Genomic DNA, 20,333 nt, shown 5'->3' with positions numbered 1-20,333 from the left:
CGATGTCGCTCAATATCCGCCGTGTGCGTCCCGGCGAAGCCGGGCTTGTTCTCGCTTTCATCCGCGAGCTCGCCGAGTACGAAAAGCTTTCGCACGAGGTCGAGGCGACCGAGGCTGACATCGCCGACGCACTGTTCGGCGAGCGACCGCAACTCCATTGCGCCCTCGCCGAGTGGAACGGCGAGCCGGTCGGCTTCGCGGTGTGGTTTGTGAATTTCTCGACGTTCAACGGCCGCCACGGCCTCTATCTCGAAGATTTGTATGTGCGGCCGTCACACCGGGGCAGGGGCCTCGGCAAGGCTCTGCTCGTGCACCTTGCCAGGGAATGCGTCGAGAACGGCTGGTCGCGGCTGCAATGGGCGGTGCTCGACTGGAACGCGCCGTCGATCGCGTTCTACAAATCGCTCGGTGCCGTCATGCTGGAGGACTGGACGCTGTGCCGCGTTATCGGGCCTGCGCTGACGCGGCTTGCCGGGAGCCCGTCCTGATGGAGATCGTCTTCGTCGTCGCGATCGCGGAGAACGGCGTCATCGGGGCCGGCAACGCGATGCCGTGGCGAATGAAATCCGACATGGCGCGCTTCAAGGCGCTCACCATCGGCAAGCCCGTGATCATGGGCCGCAGGACCTTCGAATCCCTGCCCCGGCCGCTTCCGGGCCGCACCAACATCGTCGTCACGCGCGATGCGGATTATCGCGCCGCCGGCGCCATCGTGACGACATCGACTGCCGCCGCAGACGCCATCGCGCGCGGCGATGCCCTGCGGCGTTCGGTCACCGAGATCGCCGTGATTGGCGGTGCCGAAATCTTCCGGCAATGGCTCGATCGCGCCGATCGCCTCGAAATCACCGAAGTGCATGCGCGCCCCGAAGGCGACACGCATTTCGACATCGATAGGGCCGAGTGGGATGAGGTTGAGCGCACCCGTCATCCTGCCGGACCCCAGGACAGCGCCGACTACTCCTATGTGACATATCGTCGGCGGGCGGGCCATTAACCGCATTTGCCAATGTTAACATTGACTTTTCTGCCCCCAAGCTTAGCTCGGAGGGCGGCGATGGCTGCGTTGTAAGGGACCTGCCTGTCCCCTATAAAGCCGGACCGGACAAAGCGGGCGGGGGCAATTTCACCCTGCCGAGGAGAGCGTCGAATGCCGTGGAAGAATCAGGGCGGTGGCCCATGGGGCTCGGGTCCGAAGGGACCATGGGGCAACGGCCCGCAACCGGTCGGGCCGAGGCCGCCGGATCTGGAAGACCTTCTGCGGCGCGGCCAGGATCGCCTCCAGCAGATCATGCCGGGTGGCTATTTCTCCGGCATCGGCATCACGCTGATCGTGCTGCTCATCGTCGCGTTCTGGCTGCTGTCGGGCTTCTTCCGGGTGCAGTCCGAAGAGCTCGGCGTCGTGCTGCGCTTCGGTAAGCATGTCCGCACCGTGGAGCCCGGCCTGAACTACCATCTGCCCTATCCGATCGAGACAGTGCTGCTGCCAAAGGCATTGCGCGTCTCCACCATCTCCATCGGCATGACGCTGATCGACGATCCGGCGCGGCGCGGCCGTTCCATTCGTGACGTGCCGGAAGAGAGCCTGATGCTGACCGGCGACGAGAACATCGTCGACGTCGACTTCACCGTGCTTTGGCGCATCAAGCCCAACGGAGTCGGTGATTTCCTCTTCAACATCCAGAATCCCGAAGGCACCGTGAAGGCGGTCGCCGAGAGCGCGATGCGCGAGGTGATCGGCCGCTCGCAGATCCAGCCGATCCTGACCGGCGCGCGCAACGTCACCGAACAGGGCGTGCAGGAACTGATCCAGAAGACGCTGGATAGCTACGGCGCCGGCATTCAGATCAGCCAGGTACAGATGCAGAAGGTCGACCCCCCGGCACAGGTGATCGACGCCTTCCGAGACGTCCAGGCCGCGCGCGCCAACCTCGAGCAGCTGCAGAACGAGGCGCAGACCTATGCCAACCAGGTCGTGCCGCAGGCACGCGGACGTGCGGCCCAGATCATGCAGGCCGCCGAAGGTTACAGGGAGCAGACGGTGGCCGAGGCCAAGGGCCAGAGCTCGCGCTTCCTGAAGGTTTACGAGGAATACAAGAAGGCGCCCGACGTGACGCGTGAACGGATTTATCTGGAGACGATGGAGCGCGTGCTCGGCGGCTCGGAAAAGCTGATCTATGACGGCGGCCAGTCCGGACAGGGCGTCGTGCCTTATCTGCCGCTCAGCGAGTTGACGGCCAAGCGGCCGCCTGCAACCGGCCAGCAGACGACCGGAGGCAACCGATGAGATCTCCGGTCACAGGTATCGTCACGCTGCTCGGCCTCCTGCTCGTCGTGATCGTGGGCTACATGTCCCTGTTCACGGTGGCGCAGACCGAGCAGACCATCGTGCTGCAGTTCGGCAAGCCCGTCGACGTCGTCACCGCTCCCGGCCTGCACTTCAAGGCGCCGTGGAATTCGGTGATCAACATCGACAAGCGCATCCTCGATCTGGAGAACCCGTCGCAGGAAGCGATCGCGTCCGACCAGAAGCGGCTCGTGGTCGACGCCTTCGCGCGTTACCGCATCAAGGACGCGCTGCGCTTCTATCAGAGCATCGGCTCGATCCAGGCCGCCAACATCCAGCTCACCACGCTCTTGAACGCGGCGCTGCGCCGCGTGCTCGGCGAGGTGACCTTCATCAACGTGGTCCGCGACGACCGCGAGAAGCTGATGCAGCGCATCCGCGATCAGCTCGACCACGAGGCCGACGGCTACGGCATCCAGGTCGTCGACGTCCGGATCCGCCGCGCCGATCTGCCGGAGCAGAACAGCCAGGCGGTCTACCAGCGCATGAAGACGGAACGCGAACGCGAAGCCGCCGAGTTCCGCGCGCAGGGCGGCCAGAAGGCACAGGAGATCCGCTCCAAGGCCGACCGCGAGGCGACCGTGATCGAGGCGGATGCAAGGTCGCTGGCCGAGCAGACGCGCGGCGTCGGCGATGCCGAGCGCAACCGTCTGTTCGCCGAAGCCTACGGCCAGGATGCGGATTTCTTCGCCTTCTACCGTTCGATGGCGGCCTATGAGGCCGGGCTGCGTGCGAACGACACCCGCTTCCTGCTGCGCCCGGACTCGGATTTCTTCCGGTTCTTTGGTAACCCGTCCGGCAAGACGGCGACCACGACGCCAGCGAAGCCGTAAGTGAGACAAGGGCGGCAAGTCTGGCCGCCCTTCGTCCCGACAAGAACAGCACAACGGGAGGTTCCAATCCGATGAGGTCCATTGCGTTCGCCGACTTCCTCATCGGTTTGGGCATCCTGTTCGTGCTGGAAGGCTTGATGTTTGCGGCAAGCCCGGCCTGGATGCGCAAGGCCATGAAAAGCGCGATGGCCACGCCGGACAATGTCCTGCGGGCGGTCGGCATTGGTTCGGCCGTGGCCGGCCTGGTCCTGATCTGGGTTATGCGACGTCCAATTTAGCCGTCGCACCAACGCCAAAGTGAAGGCGAGGGACCGGTTTTCGCCTTATTGTCCGCGTCTTGAGGCCCGTTAAGGCCGCGCTTGCGCCGTCCCCCCGTTCGAGCGCAGTCTTGACGTCGAATCCTTGTTTCCTGGAGATCACAATGACCGCTGCCACCATTGCCCCGACCCGTTTGCGCTTAGGGCTGGCCGCGCTCGCCGTTGGCGCTTTCAGCGCACTCGGCACACCGGCCTATGCGCGCGGACCGGATGGCATCGCCGACGTCGCCGAGAAGGTGATCGACGCGGTCGTCAACATCTCGACCTCGCAGACCGTCGAAGCCAAAGGCGGGGGCGGCGGCGGAAATGCCATGCCGCAACTGCCGCCCGGTTCGCCCTTCGAGGAGTTCTTCGACGACTTCTTCAAGAACCGCAAGGGTCCCGGCGGCGGCAGCAAGGGCGGCGAGAACAGCCCGGCGCCGCGCAAGACCAACTCGCTCGGCTCAGGCTTCATCATCGACACGTCAGGCGTCGTCGTCACCAACAACCATGTCATCGCGGACGCCGATGAGATCAACGTCATCCTCAACGACGGGACCAAGATCAAGGCCGAGCTGGTCGGCGTCGACAAGAAGACCGATCTTGCCGTGCTCAAGTTCAAGCCGTCGAAGCCGCTGGTGTCGGTGAAGTTCGGCGATTCCGACAAGCTGCGCCTCGGCGACTGGGTCGTCGCGATTGGCAATCCTTTCAGCCTCGGCGGCACCGTGACGGCCGGTATCGTCTCGGCGAAGAACCGTGACATCTCGTCAGGTCCCTATGACAGCTACATTCAGACCGACGCCTCCATCAACCGCGGCAATTCCGGCGGTCCGCTGTTCAACCTCGATGGCGACGTAATCGGCGTCAACACACTGATCATCTCGCCGTCCGGCGGCTCGATCGGCATCGGCTTCGCCGTACCGTCGAAGACGGTCGCGGGTGTCGTCGACCAGCTCCGCCAGTTCGGCGAGTTGCGCCGCGGCTGGCTGGGCGTGCGCATCCAGAGCGTCACCGACGAGATCGCCGAGAGCCTCAACATCAAGCCGCCGCGCGGCGCGCTGGTTGCCGGCGTCGACGACAAGGGCCCGGCCAAACCGGCCGGCATCGAGCCCGGCGATGTCGTCGTCAAGTTCGACGGCAAGGACGTCAAGGACCCCAAGGATCTCTCTCGCGTGGTCGCCGACACCGCGGTCGGCAAGGAGGTCGACGTCGTCATCATCCGCAAGGGCCAGGAGGAGACCAAGAAGGTCATGCTCGGCCGGCTGCAGGATCCCGACAAGGTGCAGGCCGCAGTGAAGACCGACGAGCCCGCACCTGAAAAGACCGTGACACAGAAGGCGCTCGGCCTCGATCTCGCGGCGCTGAGCAAGGATTTGCGTACGCGCTATAAGATCAAGGACAGCGTCAAGGGCGTGGTCGTCACCAATGTCGACGCCAATTCGGATGCCGCCGAGAAGCGCCTCTCCGCCGGCGACGTCATCGTCGAAGTCGCGCAGGAGGCCGTCTCCAGCGGTGCCGACATCCAGAAACGGGTCGACCAGCTCAAGAAGGACGGCAAGAAGTCGGTGTTGCTATTGGTGTCGAACGCCGAGGGCGAGCTGCGGTTTGTGGCGTTGAGCGTGCAGTAGGCGCACGAGCAGCCACCCATTCACTGTCATGCTCCGCGAAAGCGGGGCATCCAGTACGCCGCGGCTTTTCCGTATCCTCGCCTGTCTCTGAAATACTGGATCACCCGCTTTCGCGGGTGATGACAGCGGAGAGGAGACTACCCCTCCACGAACTCCTCGCGTCGATACCCCTGCGCGTACAGCAGCGCGGTGAGATCGCCATGATCGATCCGCGCCGCCGCAGCGGCGGCCACCGCGGGCTTGGCGTGATACGCCACGCCCAGCCCCGCCGCCTGGATCATCGCGAGATCATTGGCGCCGTCGCCGACCGCCAGCGAGTCGATGTCGTCGAGATCGAACGACTCCATCAGATCCACCAGCGTCGCGAGCTTTGCCGCGCGCCCCAAGATCGGCTCCTTCACCTCGCCGGTGAACTTGCCGTCGCGGACGACGAGCTCGTTGGCGCGGTTCTCCTGGAAGCCGATCCTGGTGGCGACCGCGCTGGTGAACAGTGTGAAGCCGCCGGAGACGAGACAGGCATAGGCGCCATGGGCGCGCATGGTCGCGACCAGTTCGCGGCCACCCGGCGTCAGCGTAATGCGCTTGGCCAGCACCTCGTCGACGGCACTGGCGGGGAGGTCCTTGAGCAGCGCGACGCGCTCGCGCAGCGCCGGCTCGAACTCGACCTCGCCGCGCATCGCGCGTTCGGTGATGGCGGCCACATGGGCCTTCACCCCGACGAAATCGGCGAGCTCGTCGATACATTCCTGGCCGATCATGGTGGAATCCATGTCGGCGAGAAAAAGCTTCTTGCGCCGGAAGCCGACTGGCTGCACGACGATGTCGATGGGCAGGTCGCCGCGAAGCTCGCGGAGCCGCTGCTCGATGGCGTGACGGTCGCCTTCGAGGTTACTGTCGGCGCCGAAGGGGATGTCGACTGCAACCCCGTCGAACAGCCAGTGCGCGGGAGCCGCCTGTGGCAGCACCGCGCGGGCGCCGTCGACGATGGTCGAGTCGAGCGCGGGATTATTCGGGTTGCAGATCAGCGTGGCAACGAGGGACATTTGAGGTTTTCGTGAGCGAGGGGCAAGTCGGCAGAAGGCATGTTGGCAAGGCGGTGCTTATCGCAGGCCCGACCGCCAGCGGCAAGTCGGCGCTGGCGTTCGAGCTTGCGCTCGCTGCGGGCGGGGTCGTGATCAATGCCGATTCCATGCAGGTTTACCGCGACCTCCGCATCATCACCGCGCGCCCCACAGATGGCGACGAGGCGCGGGCGCCTCATCGCCTGTACGGCCATGTCGATGCGGCCGTGAATTTTTCGGCTGGCGCCTGGGTGGGCGACGCGGCCAAGGCGCTTGAACAGTCGCAAGCCGAAGGCCGCCTGCCCATCTTCATCGGCGGCACCGGGCTGTATTTCAAGGCGCTGACGGCGGGCCTTTCCGTGGTCCCGCCGATCCCCGCCGAGGTGCGCGAGGACGTCCGGGCGCGGCTGGAGCGGAATGGCGTCGAGGCGCTGCACGCCGAACTCGCAGCCTCCGATCCGCGGGCGGCCGAGCGATTGAACCTGCGTGATCGCACGCGCATTGCGCGCGCGCTCGAAGTGGTCGAAGCCACCGGCCGCTCGCTGCTGGACTGGCACCATGAGGGCCAGCCGCCGCTCTTGCCCAAGGACAGTTTTCGCGCGGTGTTCCTCGCGCCCGAGCGCGACGAGCTCTATGCGCGCATCGACGCCCGCTTCGACGTCATGTTGGGTGCCGGTGCGCTGGAGGAGGTCGAGCGTCTCGCCGCCCGAAACCTCGATCCGCTGCTGCCGGCGATGAAGGCTCATGGCGTGCCGGCGCTGATCCGGCATCTGCGTGGTGAGCTCAGCCTGGAGCAGGCGGCCACCATCGGCCGCGCCGACACCCGCCACTACGCCAAGCGGCAGTTTACCTGGTTCCGGCACCAATTGCCCGAATTCGAGTGGGTGAAGCCGGAGGAGATTCGGGGCTGGCTGGCGGCGATCGTGAACGTGGCGCGGGACCCCCGTTGACACGCTTTTGTGCCTCGGCTCCCGAATTTACCTCTCGCCCAACCCCGGGAACACCGCTACACTGCCAAAATCGCGCGGGAACGGCCGCATTGCCTTGACATCGGGGCGCCGGCCGCTATGTTTCGCGCAACCTTTGGGAAGCCGGGCACCTGCCATGCGTAACATTATTACCAAACTCCTTATCGCCGTCGTACCCAGGCACACCGCCGGGGGTGGCTAGCTGCCATCCACATGACAGGCGGTGTGCATGGGCCCTCTTCGGGGCCTTTTTTATTTCCGAAAACCCGACACGAATGAAGCCGCTGACAACAGCGCATCCGGAGCAAGCCAATGAGCGACAAGAGCCACGATCCGAACCAGATGACCGGCGCCGCGATGATCGTCCGCGCGCTCATCGATCATGGCGTGACCGACATTTTCGGCTATCCCGGCGGCGCGGTGCTCCCGATCTACGACGAGATCTTCCAGCAGAGCGAGGTCCAGCACATCCTGGTCCGCCACGAGCAGGGCGCGGGCCACGCCGCCGAGGGCTATGCGCGTTCGACCGGCAGGCCGGGCGTTGCACTGGTGACCTCGGGCCCCGGCGCCACCAACATGGTGACGCCGCTCACCGACGCGCTGATGGACTCGATCCCGCTGGTCTGCATCTCCGGTCAGGTGCCGACGCATCTGATCGGCAACGACGCGTTCCAGGAATGCGACACCGTCGGCATCACGCGCCCCTGCACCAAACACAACTGGCTGGTTCGCGACGTCAACGATCTCGCAAAGGTGCTGCACGAGGCCTTCTACGTTGCGACGACGGGTCGACCGGGCCCGGTGCTCGTCGACGTGCCTAAGGACGTGCAGTTCGCGACCGGCACCTATCATCCGCCGCGCAAGTCCGACGTGCATCGCTCCTACGCGCCGCGCGTGAAGGGCGATGCGACGCAGATCCGCAAGGCCGTGGCGCTGCTCGCAGGCGCCAAGCGCCCCGTGATCTACAGCGGCGGCGGCGTGATCAATTCCGGTCCCGAGGCCACTAGGCTGCTGCGCGAGCTGGTCGAGGTCACCGGCTTTCCGATCACCTCCACGCTAATGGGCCTCGGCGCATATCCCGCGTCGGGCAAGAGCTGGCTCGGCATGCTCGGCATGCACGGCACCTACGAAGCCAACATGACCATGCATGATTGCGACGTCATGCTGTGTGTCGGTGCGCGCTTCGACGACCGCATCACCGGCAGGGTCGATGCGTTCTCGCCGGGCTCGAAGAAGATCCACATCGACATCGACCCGTCCTCGATCAACAAGAACATCCGCGTTGACGTGCCGATCATCGGCGACTGCGGCAACGTCCTCGGCGACATTCTCCAGGTGTTCAAGGCGGAGGCGAAGAAGCCCGACATCAAGGCGTGGTGGCAGCAGATCGCGCAGTGGCGCGCCCGCAACTCGCTCTATTACAGGAAGAGCAACGACGTCATCCTGCCGCAGCATGCGATCCAGAGCCTGTTCGAGGCGACCCGCGGCAAGGACACCTACATCACCACCGAGGTCGGCCAGCATCAGATGTGGGCCGCGCAGTTCTACGGCTTCGAGGAGCCGCATCGCTGGATGACCTCGGGCGGTCTCGGCACCATGGGCTACGGCTTGCCGGCTGCGGTCGGCGTGCAGGTTGCCCATCCCGACAGCCTCGTCATCGACATCGCGGGTGATGCCTCGGTGCAGATGACGATGCAGGAGATGTCGACGGCGGTGCAGTATGAGCTGCCGATCAAGATCTTCATCCTGAACAACCAATATATGGGCATGGTGCGGCAGTGGCAGCAGCTGCTCCACGGCAACCGCCTGTCGCATTCCTACTCGGAGGCGATGCCGGACTTCGTCAAGCTCGCGGAAGCCTATGGCGGCGTCGGCATCCAGGTGCACAAGCCGGGCGATCTCGACGGCGCCATCCAGGAGATGATCTCGGTCAAGCGCCCGGTGCTGTTCGACTGCCGCGTCGCGTCGCTGGAAAACTGCTTCCCGATGATCCCCTCCGGCAAGGCGCACAACGAGATGCTGTTGCCGGAGCAGGCGAACGACGAGGCGACCGCAAAGGCGTTCGCCGGCGGCAAGGCGCTGGTGTGAGCGTGATGGTCACAAATTTCGCTGTCATCGCCCGGCTTGACCGGGCGATCCAGTACGCCGCGGCCTCTCGATCGCTCTCGGGGGCCTCTGGAATACTGGATCCCCGCCTTCGCCGGGATGACAGTCGCGAGAGATGGATCGATGAGAAGGTGAAATGTTCGACCTGAACGAGCTCGAACGCGCGCATGCGATCGTGGGGCAGGCGGTGCCGCCGACGCCGGCGCACGCCTGGCCGCTGCTCAGCCAGCGGCTCGGCACGCAGGTCGTGGTCAAGCACGAGAATCACACGCCGACGGGCGCCTTCAAGGTGCGCGGCGGGTTGGTCTATCTCGATCGGCTGAAGCGCGAACGGCCGAACATTCCGGGCATCATCTCGGCGACGCGTGGCAATCATGGCCAGAGCCTCGCCTTTGCGGCGAGCCGCCATGGCGTGCCTGCCGTGATCTATGTGCCGCGCGGCAATTCGGTCGAGAAGAACCGTGCGATGAAGGCATTCGGCGCCGAACTCGTCGAGCACGGCGAGGACTTTCAGGCCGCACGCGAGGAAGCCGGGCGCCACGCGCAGTTCGCCGGGCTGCACATGGTGCCGTCGTTCCATACGGACCTGGTGCTGGGCGTGGCGACCTATGCGCTCGAATTGCTCCGGGCCGCGCCCGATCTCGACATCCTCTATGTGCCGATCGGGCAGGGCTCGGGGATCTGCGGCTGTATCATGGCGCGCGATCTGCTCGGCCTGAAGACCGAGGTCGTCGGCGTGCAATCGACCGAGGCGCCGTCCTACGCGCTGTCGTTCGCGGCCGGTCATGTCGTGACCACCGAGACCAGCAACACGCTCGCGGATGGCATGGCGACGCGGATTCCCGATCCGGAAGCGCTCGCGGTCATCCTCAAGGGCGCCTCGCGTATCGTCCAGGTGACGGACGATGAGATCGCGCTCGCGATCCATGCGCTCTGGATCGACACGCACAATCTCGCCGAAGGCGCCGGCGCCGCCGCGCTCGCTGCGGCGCTTCAGGAAAAGACCAAGCTACAGGACAAGCGCGTCGGTCTAGTGCTGTCCGGCGGCAATATCGATTTCGATCTGTTCCGCGGTTGGGTCGGGACGGATGCGCCGGTCGCTCATCGGGCGACGGCGTGACGATGAGAATAAAGGGGACGACAATGAACCAGCCCGCATCCGCCTATTTCATCGAGGAACGCCACGATCCGAACGAGACGCACACGCTTTCGGTGCTCGTGCAGAACGAGCCCGGCGTGCTCGCGCGCGTCATCGGCCTGTTCTCGGGGCGCGGCTACAACATCGAGAGCCTCACGGTCTCCGAGACCGAGAGCCAGAAGCATCTCTCGCGCATCACCATCGTCACCACGGGTACGCCGATGGTGATCGAGCAGATCAAGCATCAGCTCGACCGCATGATCCCTGTGTATCGCGTCGTCGACATGACGCTGACGAAACGCTCGATCGAGCGCGAGCTTGCAATGGTCAAGGTGCGCGGAGAGGGCGAGCATCGCGTCGAGGCGCTGCGGCTGGCGGACGCGTTCCGCGCCCGCGTGATCGACGCCACCACCGAGAGTTTTGTGTTCGAGATCACAGGCAACACCGACAAGATCAATCAGTTTATCGACCTGATGCGTCCGCTTGGCCTCGTCGAAGTGTCGCGCACCGGTGTTGCCGCGATTGGTCGCGGGCCTGAAGGAATGTGAGCCATGCTGGCGCGCGACTGGTATTACAACGAGCGGAACCGGATGGGGATCGGGCCTGCAGTGGCCTCGATCTACGACAGTCATGACGATGCCGATCTACGCGCGCGCGCCGCGCTGAAAATGCTCGGCGTCCAGCGCGGCTGGCGCATCGCCGACATCGGTTGCGGCAACGGCGTGCTTGCGACCGAGGCGGCGCTGATGGGCGCCGAGGTCGACGCTATCGACATCTCGCCCGCGATGCTGGCTCTCGCCGAGATCTACGCGCGCGACCGCAAGGCGCCCGTGCGCACGCAGTCCGCCGGCCTGCTCAGCTTCGCCTACCGGCCGGAATCCTATGACCTCATCGTCAGCGAGTTCACGCTGCACCATCTGCCGGATTTCTGGAAGGCGGTGGCGATGTCGCGGATCTATCGCGCGCTCAAGCCCGGTGCCACCTTCTATTTGCGCGACATCGTCTACGCCTCGATGCCCGATGCGCTCGAGCGCGACGTCGATCAATGGGCCGACTTCGAGATCAAGAACCACGATGTGCCGCGTGAAAGCGTCGTCACCCACATGCGCGACGAGTATTCCACTTTTGGCTGGGTCATGGAGCGGATGCTGACCGACGTCGGCTTCACGATGGTCTCGGCCGATTATCACGCCCCGATGCACGGCACTTATCTGCTGCGGAAACCCAATTCTTCCACGTGACGGCCGGCGAGCAAGGCTCGACCAGAACAACAAACAGGGCTGCACGACAGGGCAGAACCGGGAACGACAATGAAGCCGGCCGACATCCTCATCGCCATCCTGGTGGCGGTCATCTGGGGGCTTGCCTTCGTGGCGAGCCGGATCGCGCTCGACGAATTTTCGCCGGAGCTGATGACGGCGATGCGCTTCACCATTGCCGCGGTCCCGTGTCTGTTCATTCGCAAGCCGAAAGTCGCCTGGCCGCTCCTGATCGCGATCAGCTTCACGCTCTTTCTCGGCCAATTTCTGAGCCAGGCCTATGGCATCGCTCATGGCGTGCCGGTGGGGCTGACCAGCGTCGTCGTGCAGAGCCAGGCGCTGTTCACGATCGGCTTTGCCGCGATCGCATTCGGCGAGCGGCCGACGCCGGTGCAGACGCTGGGTATCGGCATCGCAGCCGTCGGCCTTTTGATGATCTGCGGTACTGTCGGCTATGATTTCAGCATCGGTGCCTTCGCCGTGCTGATGATCGCGCCGGTCAGCTTTGCGGTCGGCAATATCTTGCTGCGCGGCGCCCGCGGCGTGCCGATGTTCGATCTGTTCGCCTGGTTGTGCCTGGCCACCGCGGTGCCGCTGTTCGCGCTCACGCTGATCGTCAACGGACCGACGCCGACCTGGCAGTCGCTGATCCACATGTCGCTCACCGGCCTCATTTGCCTGCTGTTGATCGGCGGCATCTCCACCAGCATCGCCTATTGGCTGTGGGGTCGGCTGCTGCGTGACTATCCCCCTGCGCAGGTGGTGCCGTTCGCGCTGCTGGTGCCGTTCGTCGGCTCGGCCGCGTCCAGCATCGTGTTCGGCGAGCGGTTCGGCCCGCTGCGCCTCGCCGGCATGCTCACCGTGATCGGCGGTATCGCGGTGATGGTGCTGGCGAAACGCCCCGAGGCGTTACCAAGAACCGCAGCCGAAGGCCGCGTGAGGTGAGCATGTCCCAGTCGCTGCTGTATGCCTTCCTCGCCTTCATGGCCGTGATGTATTTCACGCCTGGGCCGAACAACATCATGTTGCTGTCCTCGGGGCTGACTTATGGCTTCCGGCGCACGATTCCGCACATCGCCGGCGTCGTCATCGGCTTCGCCTTCATGATTGCAGCGGTCGGCCTCGGGCTCGGCACCGTGTTCCTGGCCTATCCGATCCTGCAGACTATTTTGAAATACGCCGGCGCCGCCTACTTGATCTACCTGGCCGCCGTGATCGCTTTCTCGGGTCCGGCGAAGCCGGGCGAGGGAGACGGCCGCGGCCCGATGACCTTCCTGGGTGCCGCCATGTTCCAATGGATCAACGCAAAAGGCTGGGTGATCGTGATCGGCACCATCACCGCCTATGCAGCGATCGCCAAATTCCCGCTCAACATCGCGATCCAGACCTTGATCAGCCTGCTCGTGGGCACGGTCTCGACGGTCGTCTGGGCCTTCTTCGGCACAGCACTGCGGCCCGTCCTAACCTCCGTGCGGCTGGTCCGCGCCTTCAATATCCTGATGGCGATCCTGCTGCTGGCGTCCCTCTATCCCGTCGTCATGGATGCATGATGCCCGAGCTTTCCATGCAGAAACGGGTTTCCCAGGGGGCCGAAAATGCTCTAGACAGCCCCCGAAATCCGCAAATTTCACCATCCGAGACCTGATAAGACCTGACCAACGGCCGATTCCGGCCCCTGAACGAGGAAACGACCATGCGTGTTTATTATGATCGCGACGCCGACCTGAACCTGATCAAGGGCAAGAAGGTCGTCATCGTCGGCTATGGCAGCCAGGGCCACGCCCATGCGCTGAACCTGAAGGATTCCGGCGTCAAGGACGTGGCGATTGCGCTCCGCAAGGGTTCGGCCTCGGCCAAGAAGGCGGAAACTGCCGGCTTCAAGGTGATGGAAGTTGCCGAGGCCGCCAAATGGGCCGACCTCGTCATGATGCTGACCCCGGACGAGCTCCAGGGCGACATCTACCGCGAGCACCTGCACGACAACATGAAGAAGGGCGCCGCCCTCGTCTTCGCGCACGGTCTCAACGTCCACTTCAACCTGCTCGACCCGCGCGCCGATCTCGACGTTCTCATGATCGCGCCGAAGGGCCCCGGCCACACCGTGCGCTCGGAGTATCAGCGCGGCGGCGGCGTGCCCTGCCTGATCGCGATCGCGAAGGACGTTTCGGGTAATGCCCATGACCTCGGCCTGTCCTACGCCTCGGCCGTCGGCGGCGGCCGCGCCGGCATCATCGAGACCACCTTCAAGGAAGAGTGCGAGACCGACCTGTTCGGCGAGCAGGTTGTGCTCTGCGGCGGCTTGGTCGAGCTGATCAAGGGCGGTTACGAGACCCTGGTCGAAGCCGGCTACGCGCCGGAGATGGCCTATTTCGAGTGCCTGCACGAAGTGAAGCTGATCGTCGACCTGATCTATGAAGGCGGTATCGCCAACATGAACTACTCGATCTCCAACACCGCGGAGTACGGCGAATACGTCACCGGTCCGCGCATCGTCACCGACGAGACCAAGAAGGAGATGAAGCGGGTTCTGAACGACATCCAGTCCGGCAAGTTCGCGCGCGACTGGATGCTCGAGAACAAGGTCAACCAGACCTCGTTCAAGGCGACCCGCGCCAAGCTCGCAGAGCATCCGATCGAGGAAGTCGGCGCCAAGCTGCGCGACATGATGCCCTGGATCAAGAAGGGCGCGCTGGTCGACAAGTCGAAGAACTAAGTCGCGGCCGTTCGGATGCGGCGTATCGGTTACGCCGCATCCGGACACGCGAGCGAAAACACAAGCTTCGCTTGCCAAACCAATTCTTAAATCTTTCGCGGCTATATTCGAGCGAGATCGCAACCAGCGGTCTCGCTCTTTTCGTCTCGCGCGAAGCATTGCTGCCTCATTCAAATTCTTCGCGAGCTGAAGTGCTCCCTGAGCACGAAGAACTGACGCTTAAACCACATTCTTCGTCTCGCGTTGTTTTTCGGAATTTCTCAGAAGCTCCCGATCCTCAAAAGCCGAGCGTCTTCAGAGTCAAAGATTCGGCTCTTCATCCATATCTTCACGTTGCAGTCGATCTCACGTCGCGACATTCGCACCTGCCTTCAACTTAAAAACTGACATCGGCGGCGTCTCCTTGAGCGGTGGACGGCATTGCGCCGCGGCACCTTTCCACTGCATGATCGCGGGAGCTCTTCGGGGGGAAAAGACCATGCGATCCGTCGTCGTCACCGGCGCGTCCACCGGCATTGGCTGGGCCATTGCGAAGTTCCTGCTCGGGCGCGGCCATCGTGTTTTCGGTAGTGTCCGCAAGCAGGCCGATGCGGACCGGCTCACGGGTGAATTCGGTGCGAACTTCACGCCGCTGCTGTTCGACGTCACCGACGAGGCGGCGGTCCTCGCGGCTGCGCGAAAAGTCCGCGAGGCGCTGGGCGGCGAGACGCTGGCCGGTCTCGTCAACAACGCCGGCGTCGCGGTCGCCGGTCCCGTGCTCGAACTGTCGGCCGACGACTTCCGCCGGCAGATGGACATCAACGTCATCGGCCCGGTCATCGCGACGCAGGCTTTCGGGCCGCTGCTCGGCGCCGATCCGTCGCTGAAGGGGCCGAAGGGACGGATCGTGATGATCAGCTCGGTCGCAGGCAAGAACGGCAATCCGTTGTTGGCTCCATACTGCACTTCCAAGCATGCCATCGAAGGCTTATCGGAAAGCTTGCGGCGCGAATTGATGCTGTTCGGCATTGACGTCATCATCGTCGCCCCCGGCGCAGTCAAGACGCCGATCTGGGGCAAGGCCGAGCAGATCGATCTCTCGGTCTACCAGAACTCGCCTTATCTGCCGGCGCTGAACAAGGTCATGGCGTTCATGATGAAGCTCGGCGAGACCGGGCTGCCGGCCGAGCGGATCGCCGAGGTCGTTTTCGAGGCGCTCACCGCCGAGAGGCCCAAGGTTCGCTACCAGATCACGCCGGACCGGATGCGACATTTGATGACGGCCGCGCTGCCCAAGCGTGTGGTCGACCGTATCATCGCCAAGCGGCTCGGGCTGCTGCCGCAGGGCTGAGCCTCCGAGGTGAGACCATTGCCAGACAGGTGATCGATTTCCGATCGTGGGAGCGTCTTGAGATGCCGGCTTATGTGATTTTCGACGTCGAGATCAGGGATTTGCAGCAGTACCAAAGCTTCATGTTGGGCGTGAAGCCCGCCCTGGAGGCCGCTGGAGCCAGATATCTGACGCGAGGGGGCGCCCACAAGGTCTACGAGGGAGACTGGCAGCCCCGCAGGATCGTTCTGCTGGAATTCCCGTCCGTCGCCGCCTGGGAGGCGTTCTACACAGGCGCGACCTACCAGGGACTCAAAGCGGTCCGGGACGCTTGCAGTTCTGCCCGCCTGGTCAGCGTCGAGGGCCTCGACTAGCCGCCAAGTCGGTTCTGCACTGCGGGATCGCTCTGGCTGGACGAATTGGGCGCGAAGACCGATCGGCTTCCGCTAACATTAAGCGAAGGTCGGATCGCGCCACGCGTTGCTTGTCGGTGACCGTTCAATTACAGTTTTATGACACGGTGCAGGCCTTCCGGCTGCGCCGAACGCCGCAGGCCCGGTCAGCCGGCTCGGCATCACCGTGCCGGACCAGCAGTTGCGTGTCGTCGATGGCGTCCGCGCCCAATCCAGGTCCTTCTGCCACGACCGCTGTGCTGGCGAGCGTCGCCGCGCTCGGTATCTGGCGGCTGCTCGCGGTTGCGGCGCCGCATCTCGCGGCGCTCGTGCTGATGTACGAGACCGAGACGGATTTCGGCGCACGGCTCTCCTTCGTGCTGGCCTGGGGCATCCTCAATTTCTTCTGGATCGCGCTGCTGCGGCGGCCGGCGCTCTCGGGTGCGCTGTCGCTGACCATGGTCGTGGTCCTGGTGCTGCTGTCGCGGCTGAAGCACGACGTCGTGCAGATGACGGTCAACTTCATCGACCTGATGATGATCGATCGCGACACGGTGGCGTTCCTGTTCACGATCTTCCCGAATTTGCGCTGGTCGGTGATCGGGGCCGGCCTCGTCACGCTGCCGCTGATGTATGCGCTGTGGTGGCTCGACCCTTTCCGCATCCGTAGGCTACCGGCACTCGCCTGCAAGCTCGCCTGCCTCGCCGCGCTGGTCGGCTATTCGCTCTATCATCCGGACGAGGCCTGGCGCGGCTATTATGACGACGGCTATCTCTCCAAGTTCTTCCGCTCGGGCGTCAGCGCGGTCTCCGACTTCGCGCAATACGGCTTCATGGAGTCGGCCGCTTCGACCAACGAACGGCTCAACATGCCGCTGGTCGATGCCTGCCATCCCGCCGGCCGGCGGCCGAACATCATCATGGTCCATGATGAATCGAGCTTCGACATCCGCGCCGCGCAGGGCATCAAGGTGCCGCCGGGCTACGGCAGCCATTTCAAATCCTGGGACGGCAAGGAGCGCGCGTTTCTGGCCGAGAGCAATGGCGGGCCGAGCTGGTTCACCGAATACAACGTGCTCGCGGGGTTGTCGTCGCGCTCGTTCGGCCGCTTCGCCTATTTCGTGACGCGCATTGCAACAGGCCGTGTCGAGCGCGGCCTGCCGCTGGCGCTGCGCCGCTGCGGCTACGACACGATGTCGCTCTACCCCGCCAATGGCGGCTTCATGGCCGCGCGCAGCTTTCAGATGACGGCCGGCATCGAACGCTTCCTCGACTCCAAGGATCTCGGCGCCAAGGATGTCGAGCCGGATAGCTTCTTCTACGACAAGGCGCTCCGGCTGATGGGTGAGCGAACGCCGAACAAGCCGCTGTTCACCTTCATCTATCTCGGCGCCAATCATTTCCCCTGGGAGACGCGCTTCCGCCCGGATCTGCTGCCGAACTGGCGCGCACCGGGCAATGTGCCGTCCATCGACGAATATCTGCGCCGGCAGGCGATGAGCGCCGAGCAGTACAAGGCTTTCCTCGCGGGCTTGAAGAAGAATTTTCCCGGCGAGCCTTTCCTGATCGTGCGCTATGGCGACCATCAGCCCGAGTTTGCGCCCGGTATCCTCGAGCCCGGGCTCGACGAGGGTGCAATCGGCAAAAAGCTCGACGCCTACGATCCGCGCCTCTACGCGACCTATTACGCGATCGACGCCGTCAATTTCGAGCCGGTGAAGAGCGAGGCCGTGATGGACACGGTCGATGGTCCGTATCTGCCATTGGTCATCCAGGAAGCTGCCGGCATCCCGCTCGATCCGTCCTTCGCCGAGCAGAAGGAGATCATGCTCCGCTGCAAGGGCATCTTCTACGGCTGCAAGGACGGCGCCGAGGCGCGCCGGTTGAACCGGCTGCTGATCAATGCGGGGATGATCAGGGGGCTGTAGCCGGCCTACCGCCCACCCACCTTCGCCCACAGCCATTTCGCCACTGCATCCGGCGACGAATTCGCATCGTTGCCGGCCGCCCGCAAATTCGCTTCGCGCATCGTGGCGATGTCGATCTTGCCGAGCAGCGGTTTCAGCGCGGCCTGTAGCCGCTCGTCGCCGGCGCGCTTCGGGGCCAGCAGCAGGATGGCATCGTAAGGCGGGATCGCGTGCCTGGGATCGTCGAGCGCAACGAGATCATATTTTGCGATCAGCCCGTCGCTGGTGTAGCCCGCGATGACATCGACCTCGCCGCTGGCGACCGCCGCATACATGAAGTCCGGCTGCATCTGTCGCTGGGCGCGGAACGAGAGGCCATAGGCCTTTTGCAGCGCCGCCCATTCGGGTCGCGAGAAGAACTCATAATCGCCGGCGATCGACAGCGTCGACGCATGCGCGGCGAGATCGGCGATAGTGCGGATGCCGAGCGCCTCGGCGCGCTTCTTCGGGATCACCAGCGCATAGGCATTCTCGAAACCGAGCTCGCCGAGCAGGGTGATGCTCTCCTTCGCAAGCGTCGTCTGCAGCTCCGCCAACAGCTCCGCGCGCGGCTTGATGTCCGTGCGGTGAAGCTGATTGGCCCAGAGCGTGCCGGAATAATCGACGTAGAGATCGATATCGCCGGCCCTCAACGCCTCGAAGATCACGCTCGAGCCGAGACCGGATCGTGCGACGGCGGAAAGACCGGCGGCCTGCAGCCGGTCCCGCATCAGCGCCGACAGCACATATTGCTCCGCAAACGTCTTGGCGCCGACGACATAGCTCTGTGTCGAGCGCCCCATCGTCGGCACCAATGTTGCGGCGACCAGTGCGGCGATCCCGGCCGCGCCAAGCGCCGTACGCACGCGGCTGCGCCGGCGCAGGCCGCTCTCGATCAGCCCGAGCAGTTGATCGACGGCGAGCGCCAGCAGGGCGGAGGCAAAGCAGCCGAACAGCACGAACACCCAGTTCTGGGTCTGGAGCCCGGCAAAGATGTAATTGCCGAGGCTGGTCTGCCCGATCGGGGTCGACAGCGTCGCAGTGCCGATCACCCACACTGCGGCGGTACGGATGCCAGCCATCATCACGGGGAGGGCCAGCGGCAGTTCAACCATCACCAGCGACTGCCGTGCGGTCATTCCGACGCCTTTCGCAGCCTCGATCAGCGCGGGATCGATGCCGTTGAGGCCGGTGATGCCATTGCGCAGCACCGGCAGCATCGAATAGAGCGCCAGCGCCAGCATCGCCGGCAGGAAGCCGAAAGCGGAGAAGGAGACGCCGAACCAGGCCAGCGTCACCGAGGCCGCGAGCAGCAGGAGCGGATAGAACAGCGCGAGCAGCGCCAGCCCGGGCACCGTCTGCACGATGCTGGCGAGCGCGAGCAGGACGGCGCGCGGCGTGGGGCGGTTGCGCGTCAGGATCGCCAGCGGCAGGCTGATGATCAGGCCGAGCGCGAGTGCGGCGAGACTCACCCGGACGTGGTTGCCGAGATAGTCGGGCAAATGCCCCAGCGCCTCGCCCCAGCGCGGATCGGTGAACAGGCTCATGCCGCCCCGCTCTGTGGCAGCAACGCGTTCAATCGCTCGACCTGGCGTCGTGGCGTCCGCAACAGCTCCAGCACGTAGGCGTCGCTGCTTTTCGAGAGCTCCACTGGCGTGCCCTGCGAGAGCATCTTCCCGCTGCGCATCACCGCGATGCGGTCCGCGAGCAGGATCGCTTCCGTCATGTCGTGGGTGATCATCACGGTGGTCAGGCCGAGCTTGCGGTGCAGCTCGCGAAAATCCTCGCCGAGCGCATCGCGGGTGAGGGGATCGAGCGCGCCGAAGGGCTCGTCCATCAGCACGATGCGGGGGCTTGCCGCAAGCGCGCGCGCCACGCCGACACGCTGGCGCTGGCCGCCCGAGAGCGCATCCGGCAACCGCTCGCGATGGGCGGCGCGGTCGAGCTGCACGAGCTCGAGCAACTCGTCGACCCGCGTTGCGATATCCGCCGCCGGGACGCCGAGCAGTTTTGGCGTGATCCCGATATTGTCGGCGACGCTCAGATGCGGGAACAGCCCGCCGCTCTGGAAGACGTAGCCGATGCGGCGCCGCAGCGCGACCGGATCAATCGATTGCACGTCGTCGCCCTCGACTGTGATCGTGCCGCCATCCGCCTCGATCAGACGGTTGGCGAGCCGCAGCAGCGTCGTCTTGCCCGAACCCGAGCCGCCGACGACGGCCACAAACTCGCCTTCGGCGATGTCGAGTGACACATCGTCCACGGCCTTGAGCGCGCCGAAGCTCTTGGTGACGTGGGCATAGCCAATCATCGGCCTGGATGGCATCGGGCGGGGCT

At 64.6% G+C, this 20,333-nt stretch carries 20 protein-coding genes; 17 read left to right on the top strand and 3 right to left on the bottom strand.

Annotated elements, in window-relative coordinates:
* Positions 1-2 precede the first annotated feature (2 nt).
* The 6 genes from BRA1417_RS0133570 (at position 3) to BRA1417_RS0133545 (ending at position 5,104) form a co-directional block, all read left to right on the top strand.
* A complete protein-coding gene (locus tag BRA1417_RS0133570; RefSeq protein WP_027519540.1) occupies positions 3-488 on the top strand; it encodes a GNAT family N-acetyltransferase in 486 nt (161 codons plus the stop codon).
* Positions 488-997: a dihydrofolate reductase gene (locus BRA1417_RS0133565; protein ID WP_027519539.1), complete on the top strand. Its 510-nt coding sequence runs from the start codon at positions 488-490 to the stop codon at positions 995-997. The genes BRA1417_RS0133570 and BRA1417_RS0133565 overlap by 1 nt, the downstream gene beginning before the upstream one ends.
* 153 nt (positions 998-1,150) lie before the next feature.
* Entirely contained in the window at positions 1,151-2,287 is a 1,137-nt protein-coding gene (gene hflK / locus BRA1417_RS0133560; protein WP_007600977.1) for an FtsH protease activity modulator HflK, read from the top strand.
* A complete protein-coding gene (hflC, locus tag BRA1417_RS0133555; protein WP_027519538.1) occupies positions 2,284-3,180 on the top strand; it encodes a protease modulator HflC in 897 nt (298 codons plus the stop codon). The genes hflK and hflC overlap by 4 nt, the downstream gene beginning before the upstream one ends.
* A 71-nt stretch (positions 3,181-3,251) precedes the next feature.
* The gene (locus tag BRA1417_RS0133550; protein ID WP_018454337.1) at positions 3,252-3,458 is read left to right on the top strand and encodes a DUF2065 domain-containing protein; all 207 of its coding nucleotides are present in this window, start codon (positions 3,252-3,254) and stop codon (positions 3,456-3,458) included.
* Positions 3,459-3,601: 143 nt separating this feature from the next.
* On the top strand, positions 3,602-5,104 hold the full coding sequence (locus BRA1417_RS0133545; protein WP_027519537.1) for a Do family serine endopeptidase: 1,503 nt from the start codon (positions 3,602-3,604) through the stop codon (positions 5,102-5,104).
* 137 nt (positions 5,105-5,241) lie between these two features.
* Here the strand turns inward: BRA1417_RS0133545 and serB are convergent, their stop codons facing one another.
* Positions 5,242-6,147 carry a phosphoserine phosphatase SerB gene (gene serB, locus BRA1417_RS0133540; protein ID WP_027519536.1) on the bottom strand — a complete coding sequence of 302 codons (906 nt, stop codon included), beginning with the start codon at positions 6,145-6,147 and terminating at the stop codon, positions 5,242-5,244.
* Positions 6,148-6,158: 11 nt separating this feature from the next.
* On the opposite strand from serB, the gene miaA reads away from it, so the two are divergent.
* From miaA to BRA1417_RS0133485, 11 genes are all read left to right on the top strand, one after another.
* Positions 6,159-7,115, top strand: coding sequence for a tRNA (adenosine(37)-N6)-dimethylallyltransferase MiaA (miaA, locus tag BRA1417_RS0133535; protein ID WP_027519535.1), 957 nt, complete (start codon positions 6,159-6,161; stop codon positions 7,113-7,115).
* A gap of 330 nt (positions 7,116-7,445) precedes the next feature.
* On the top strand, positions 7,446-9,221 hold the full coding sequence (locus BRA1417_RS0133530) for an acetolactate synthase 3 large subunit (protein WP_027519534.1): 1,776 nt from the start codon (positions 7,446-7,448) through the stop codon (positions 9,219-9,221).
* A gap of 154 nt (positions 9,222-9,375) precedes the next feature.
* Positions 9,376-10,359 carry a threonine dehydratase gene (locus BRA1417_RS0133525; RefSeq protein ID WP_027519533.1) on the top strand — a complete coding sequence of 328 codons (984 nt, stop codon included), beginning with the start codon at positions 9,376-9,378 and terminating at the stop codon, positions 10,357-10,359.
* Between the two features lie 23 nt (positions 10,360-10,382).
* On the top strand, positions 10,383-10,925 hold the full coding sequence (ilvN, locus tag BRA1417_RS0133520) for an acetolactate synthase small subunit (protein WP_027519532.1): 543 nt from the start codon (positions 10,383-10,385) through the stop codon (positions 10,923-10,925).
* 3 nt (positions 10,926-10,928) lie between these two features.
* Positions 10,929-11,618 (top strand): class I SAM-dependent methyltransferase, encoded by a 690-nt coding sequence (locus BRA1417_RS0133515; RefSeq protein WP_027519531.1) that lies wholly within the window; start codon positions 10,929-10,931, stop codon positions 11,616-11,618.
* Positions 11,619-11,687: 69 nt separating this feature from the next.
* A complete protein-coding gene (locus BRA1417_RS0133510) occupies positions 11,688-12,581 on the top strand; it encodes an EamA family transporter (RefSeq protein WP_027519530.1) in 894 nt (297 codons plus the stop codon).
* A 2-nt stretch (positions 12,582-12,583) separates the two neighbouring features.
* Positions 12,584-13,186 (top strand): LysE family translocator, encoded by a 603-nt coding sequence (locus tag BRA1417_RS0133505; RefSeq protein ID WP_027519529.1) that lies wholly within the window; start codon positions 12,584-12,586, stop codon positions 13,184-13,186.
* Positions 13,187-13,329: 143 nt separating this feature from the next.
* Positions 13,330-14,349, top strand: coding sequence for a ketol-acid reductoisomerase (gene ilvC, locus BRA1417_RS0133500; RefSeq protein WP_027519528.1), 1,020 nt, complete (start codon positions 13,330-13,332; stop codon positions 14,347-14,349).
* Positions 14,350-14,827: 478 nt separating this feature from the next.
* Positions 14,828-15,679: an SDR family oxidoreductase gene (locus BRA1417_RS0133495; RefSeq protein WP_027519527.1), complete on the top strand. Its 852-nt coding sequence runs from the start codon at positions 14,828-14,830 to the stop codon at positions 15,677-15,679.
* Between the two features lie 62 nt (positions 15,680-15,741).
* Positions 15,742-16,032, top strand: coding sequence for a DUF1330 domain-containing protein (locus tag BRA1417_RS0133490; protein WP_027519526.1), 291 nt, complete (start codon positions 15,742-15,744; stop codon positions 16,030-16,032).
* Positions 16,033-16,265: 233 nt separating this feature from the next.
* Positions 16,266-17,978 carry a sulfatase-like hydrolase/transferase gene (locus BRA1417_RS0133485; RefSeq protein ID WP_027519525.1) on the top strand — a complete coding sequence of 571 codons (1,713 nt, stop codon included), beginning with the start codon at positions 16,266-16,268 and terminating at the stop codon, positions 17,976-17,978.
* Between the two features lie 5 nt (positions 17,979-17,983).
* On the opposite strand, the gene BRA1417_RS0133480 is transcribed toward BRA1417_RS0133485, so the two are convergent.
* Both BRA1417_RS0133480 and BRA1417_RS0133475 read right to left on the bottom strand, forming a co-directional pair.
* The gene (locus BRA1417_RS0133480) at positions 17,984-19,543 is read right to left on the bottom strand and encodes a glycine betaine ABC transporter substrate-binding protein (RefSeq protein ID WP_027519524.1); all 1,560 of its coding nucleotides are present in this window, start codon (positions 19,541-19,543) and stop codon (positions 17,984-17,986) included.
* Positions 19,540-20,322: an ABC transporter ATP-binding protein gene (locus BRA1417_RS0133475; RefSeq protein WP_027519523.1), complete on the bottom strand. Its 783-nt coding sequence runs from the start codon at positions 20,320-20,322 to the stop codon at positions 19,540-19,542. Before BRA1417_RS0133475 ends, BRA1417_RS0133480 begins: the two co-directional genes overlap by 4 nt.
* Positions 20,323-20,333: the final 11 nt, after the last annotated feature.

The organism is Bradyrhizobium sp. WSM1417, assembly GCF_000515415.1.
In the GTDB taxonomy this organism is placed as follows: domain Bacteria; phylum Pseudomonadota; class Alphaproteobacteria; order Rhizobiales; family Xanthobacteraceae; genus Bradyrhizobium.
This window is presented reverse-complemented; position numbering and strand designations above follow the sequence as displayed.

Excerpts from the sequence above, each read along its gene's own strand:
- hflC (WP_027519538.1), top strand. The coding sequence starts at position 2,284 with ATGAGATCTCCGGTCACAGGTATCGTCACGCTGCTCGGCCTCCTGCTC.
- BRA1417_RS0133515 (WP_027519531.1), top strand. The coding sequence starts at position 10,929 with ATGCTGGCGCGCGACTGGTATTACAACGAGCGGAACCGGATGGGGATC.
- BRA1417_RS0133485 (WP_027519525.1), top strand. The coding sequence starts at position 16,266 with ATGGCGTCCGCGCCCAATCCAGGTCCTTCTGCCACGACCGCTGTGCTG.
- hflK (WP_007600977.1), top strand. The coding sequence starts at position 1,151 with ATGCCGTGGAAGAATCAGGGCGGTGGCCCATGGGGCTCGGGTCCGAAG.
- BRA1417_RS0133550 (WP_018454337.1), top strand. The coding sequence starts at position 3,252 with ATGAGGTCCATTGCGTTCGCCGACTTCCTCATCGGTTTGGGCATCCTG.
- serB (WP_027519536.1), bottom strand. The coding sequence starts at position 6,147 with ATGTCCCTCGTTGCCACGCTGATCTGCAACCCGAATAATCCCGCGCTC.
- BRA1417_RS0133570 (WP_027519540.1), top strand. The coding sequence starts at position 3 with ATGTCGCTCAATATCCGCCGTGTGCGTCCCGGCGAAGCCGGGCTTGTT.
- ilvC (WP_027519528.1), top strand. The coding sequence starts at position 13,330 with ATGCGTGTTTATTATGATCGCGACGCCGACCTGAACCTGATCAAGGGC.
- BRA1417_RS0133475 (WP_027519523.1), bottom strand. The coding sequence starts at position 20,322 with ATGCCATCCAGGCCGATGATTGGCTATGCCCACGTCACCAAGAGCTTC.
- BRA1417_RS0133480 (WP_027519524.1), bottom strand. The coding sequence starts at position 19,543 with ATGAGCCTGTTCACCGATCCGCGCTGGGGCGAGGCGCTGGGGCATTTG.
- BRA1417_RS0133565 (WP_027519539.1), top strand. The coding sequence starts at position 488 with ATGGAGATCGTCTTCGTCGTCGCGATCGCGGAGAACGGCGTCATCGGG.
- BRA1417_RS0133490 (WP_027519526.1), top strand. The coding sequence starts at position 15,742 with ATGCCGGCTTATGTGATTTTCGACGTCGAGATCAGGGATTTGCAGCAG.
- BRA1417_RS0133510 (WP_027519530.1), top strand. The coding sequence starts at position 11,688 with ATGAAGCCGGCCGACATCCTCATCGCCATCCTGGTGGCGGTCATCTGG.
- BRA1417_RS0133530 (WP_027519534.1), top strand. The coding sequence starts at position 7,446 with ATGAGCGACAAGAGCCACGATCCGAACCAGATGACCGGCGCCGCGATG.
- ilvN (WP_027519532.1), top strand. The coding sequence starts at position 10,383 with ATGAACCAGCCCGCATCCGCCTATTTCATCGAGGAACGCCACGATCCG.
- BRA1417_RS0133525 (WP_027519533.1), top strand. The coding sequence starts at position 9,376 with ATGTTCGACCTGAACGAGCTCGAACGCGCGCATGCGATCGTGGGGCAG.
- BRA1417_RS0133495 (WP_027519527.1), top strand. The coding sequence starts at position 14,828 with ATGCGATCCGTCGTCGTCACCGGCGCGTCCACCGGCATTGGCTGGGCC.
- BRA1417_RS0133505 (WP_027519529.1), top strand. The coding sequence starts at position 12,584 with ATGTCCCAGTCGCTGCTGTATGCCTTCCTCGCCTTCATGGCCGTGATG.
- BRA1417_RS0133545 (WP_027519537.1), top strand. The coding sequence starts at position 3,602 with ATGACCGCTGCCACCATTGCCCCGACCCGTTTGCGCTTAGGGCTGGCC.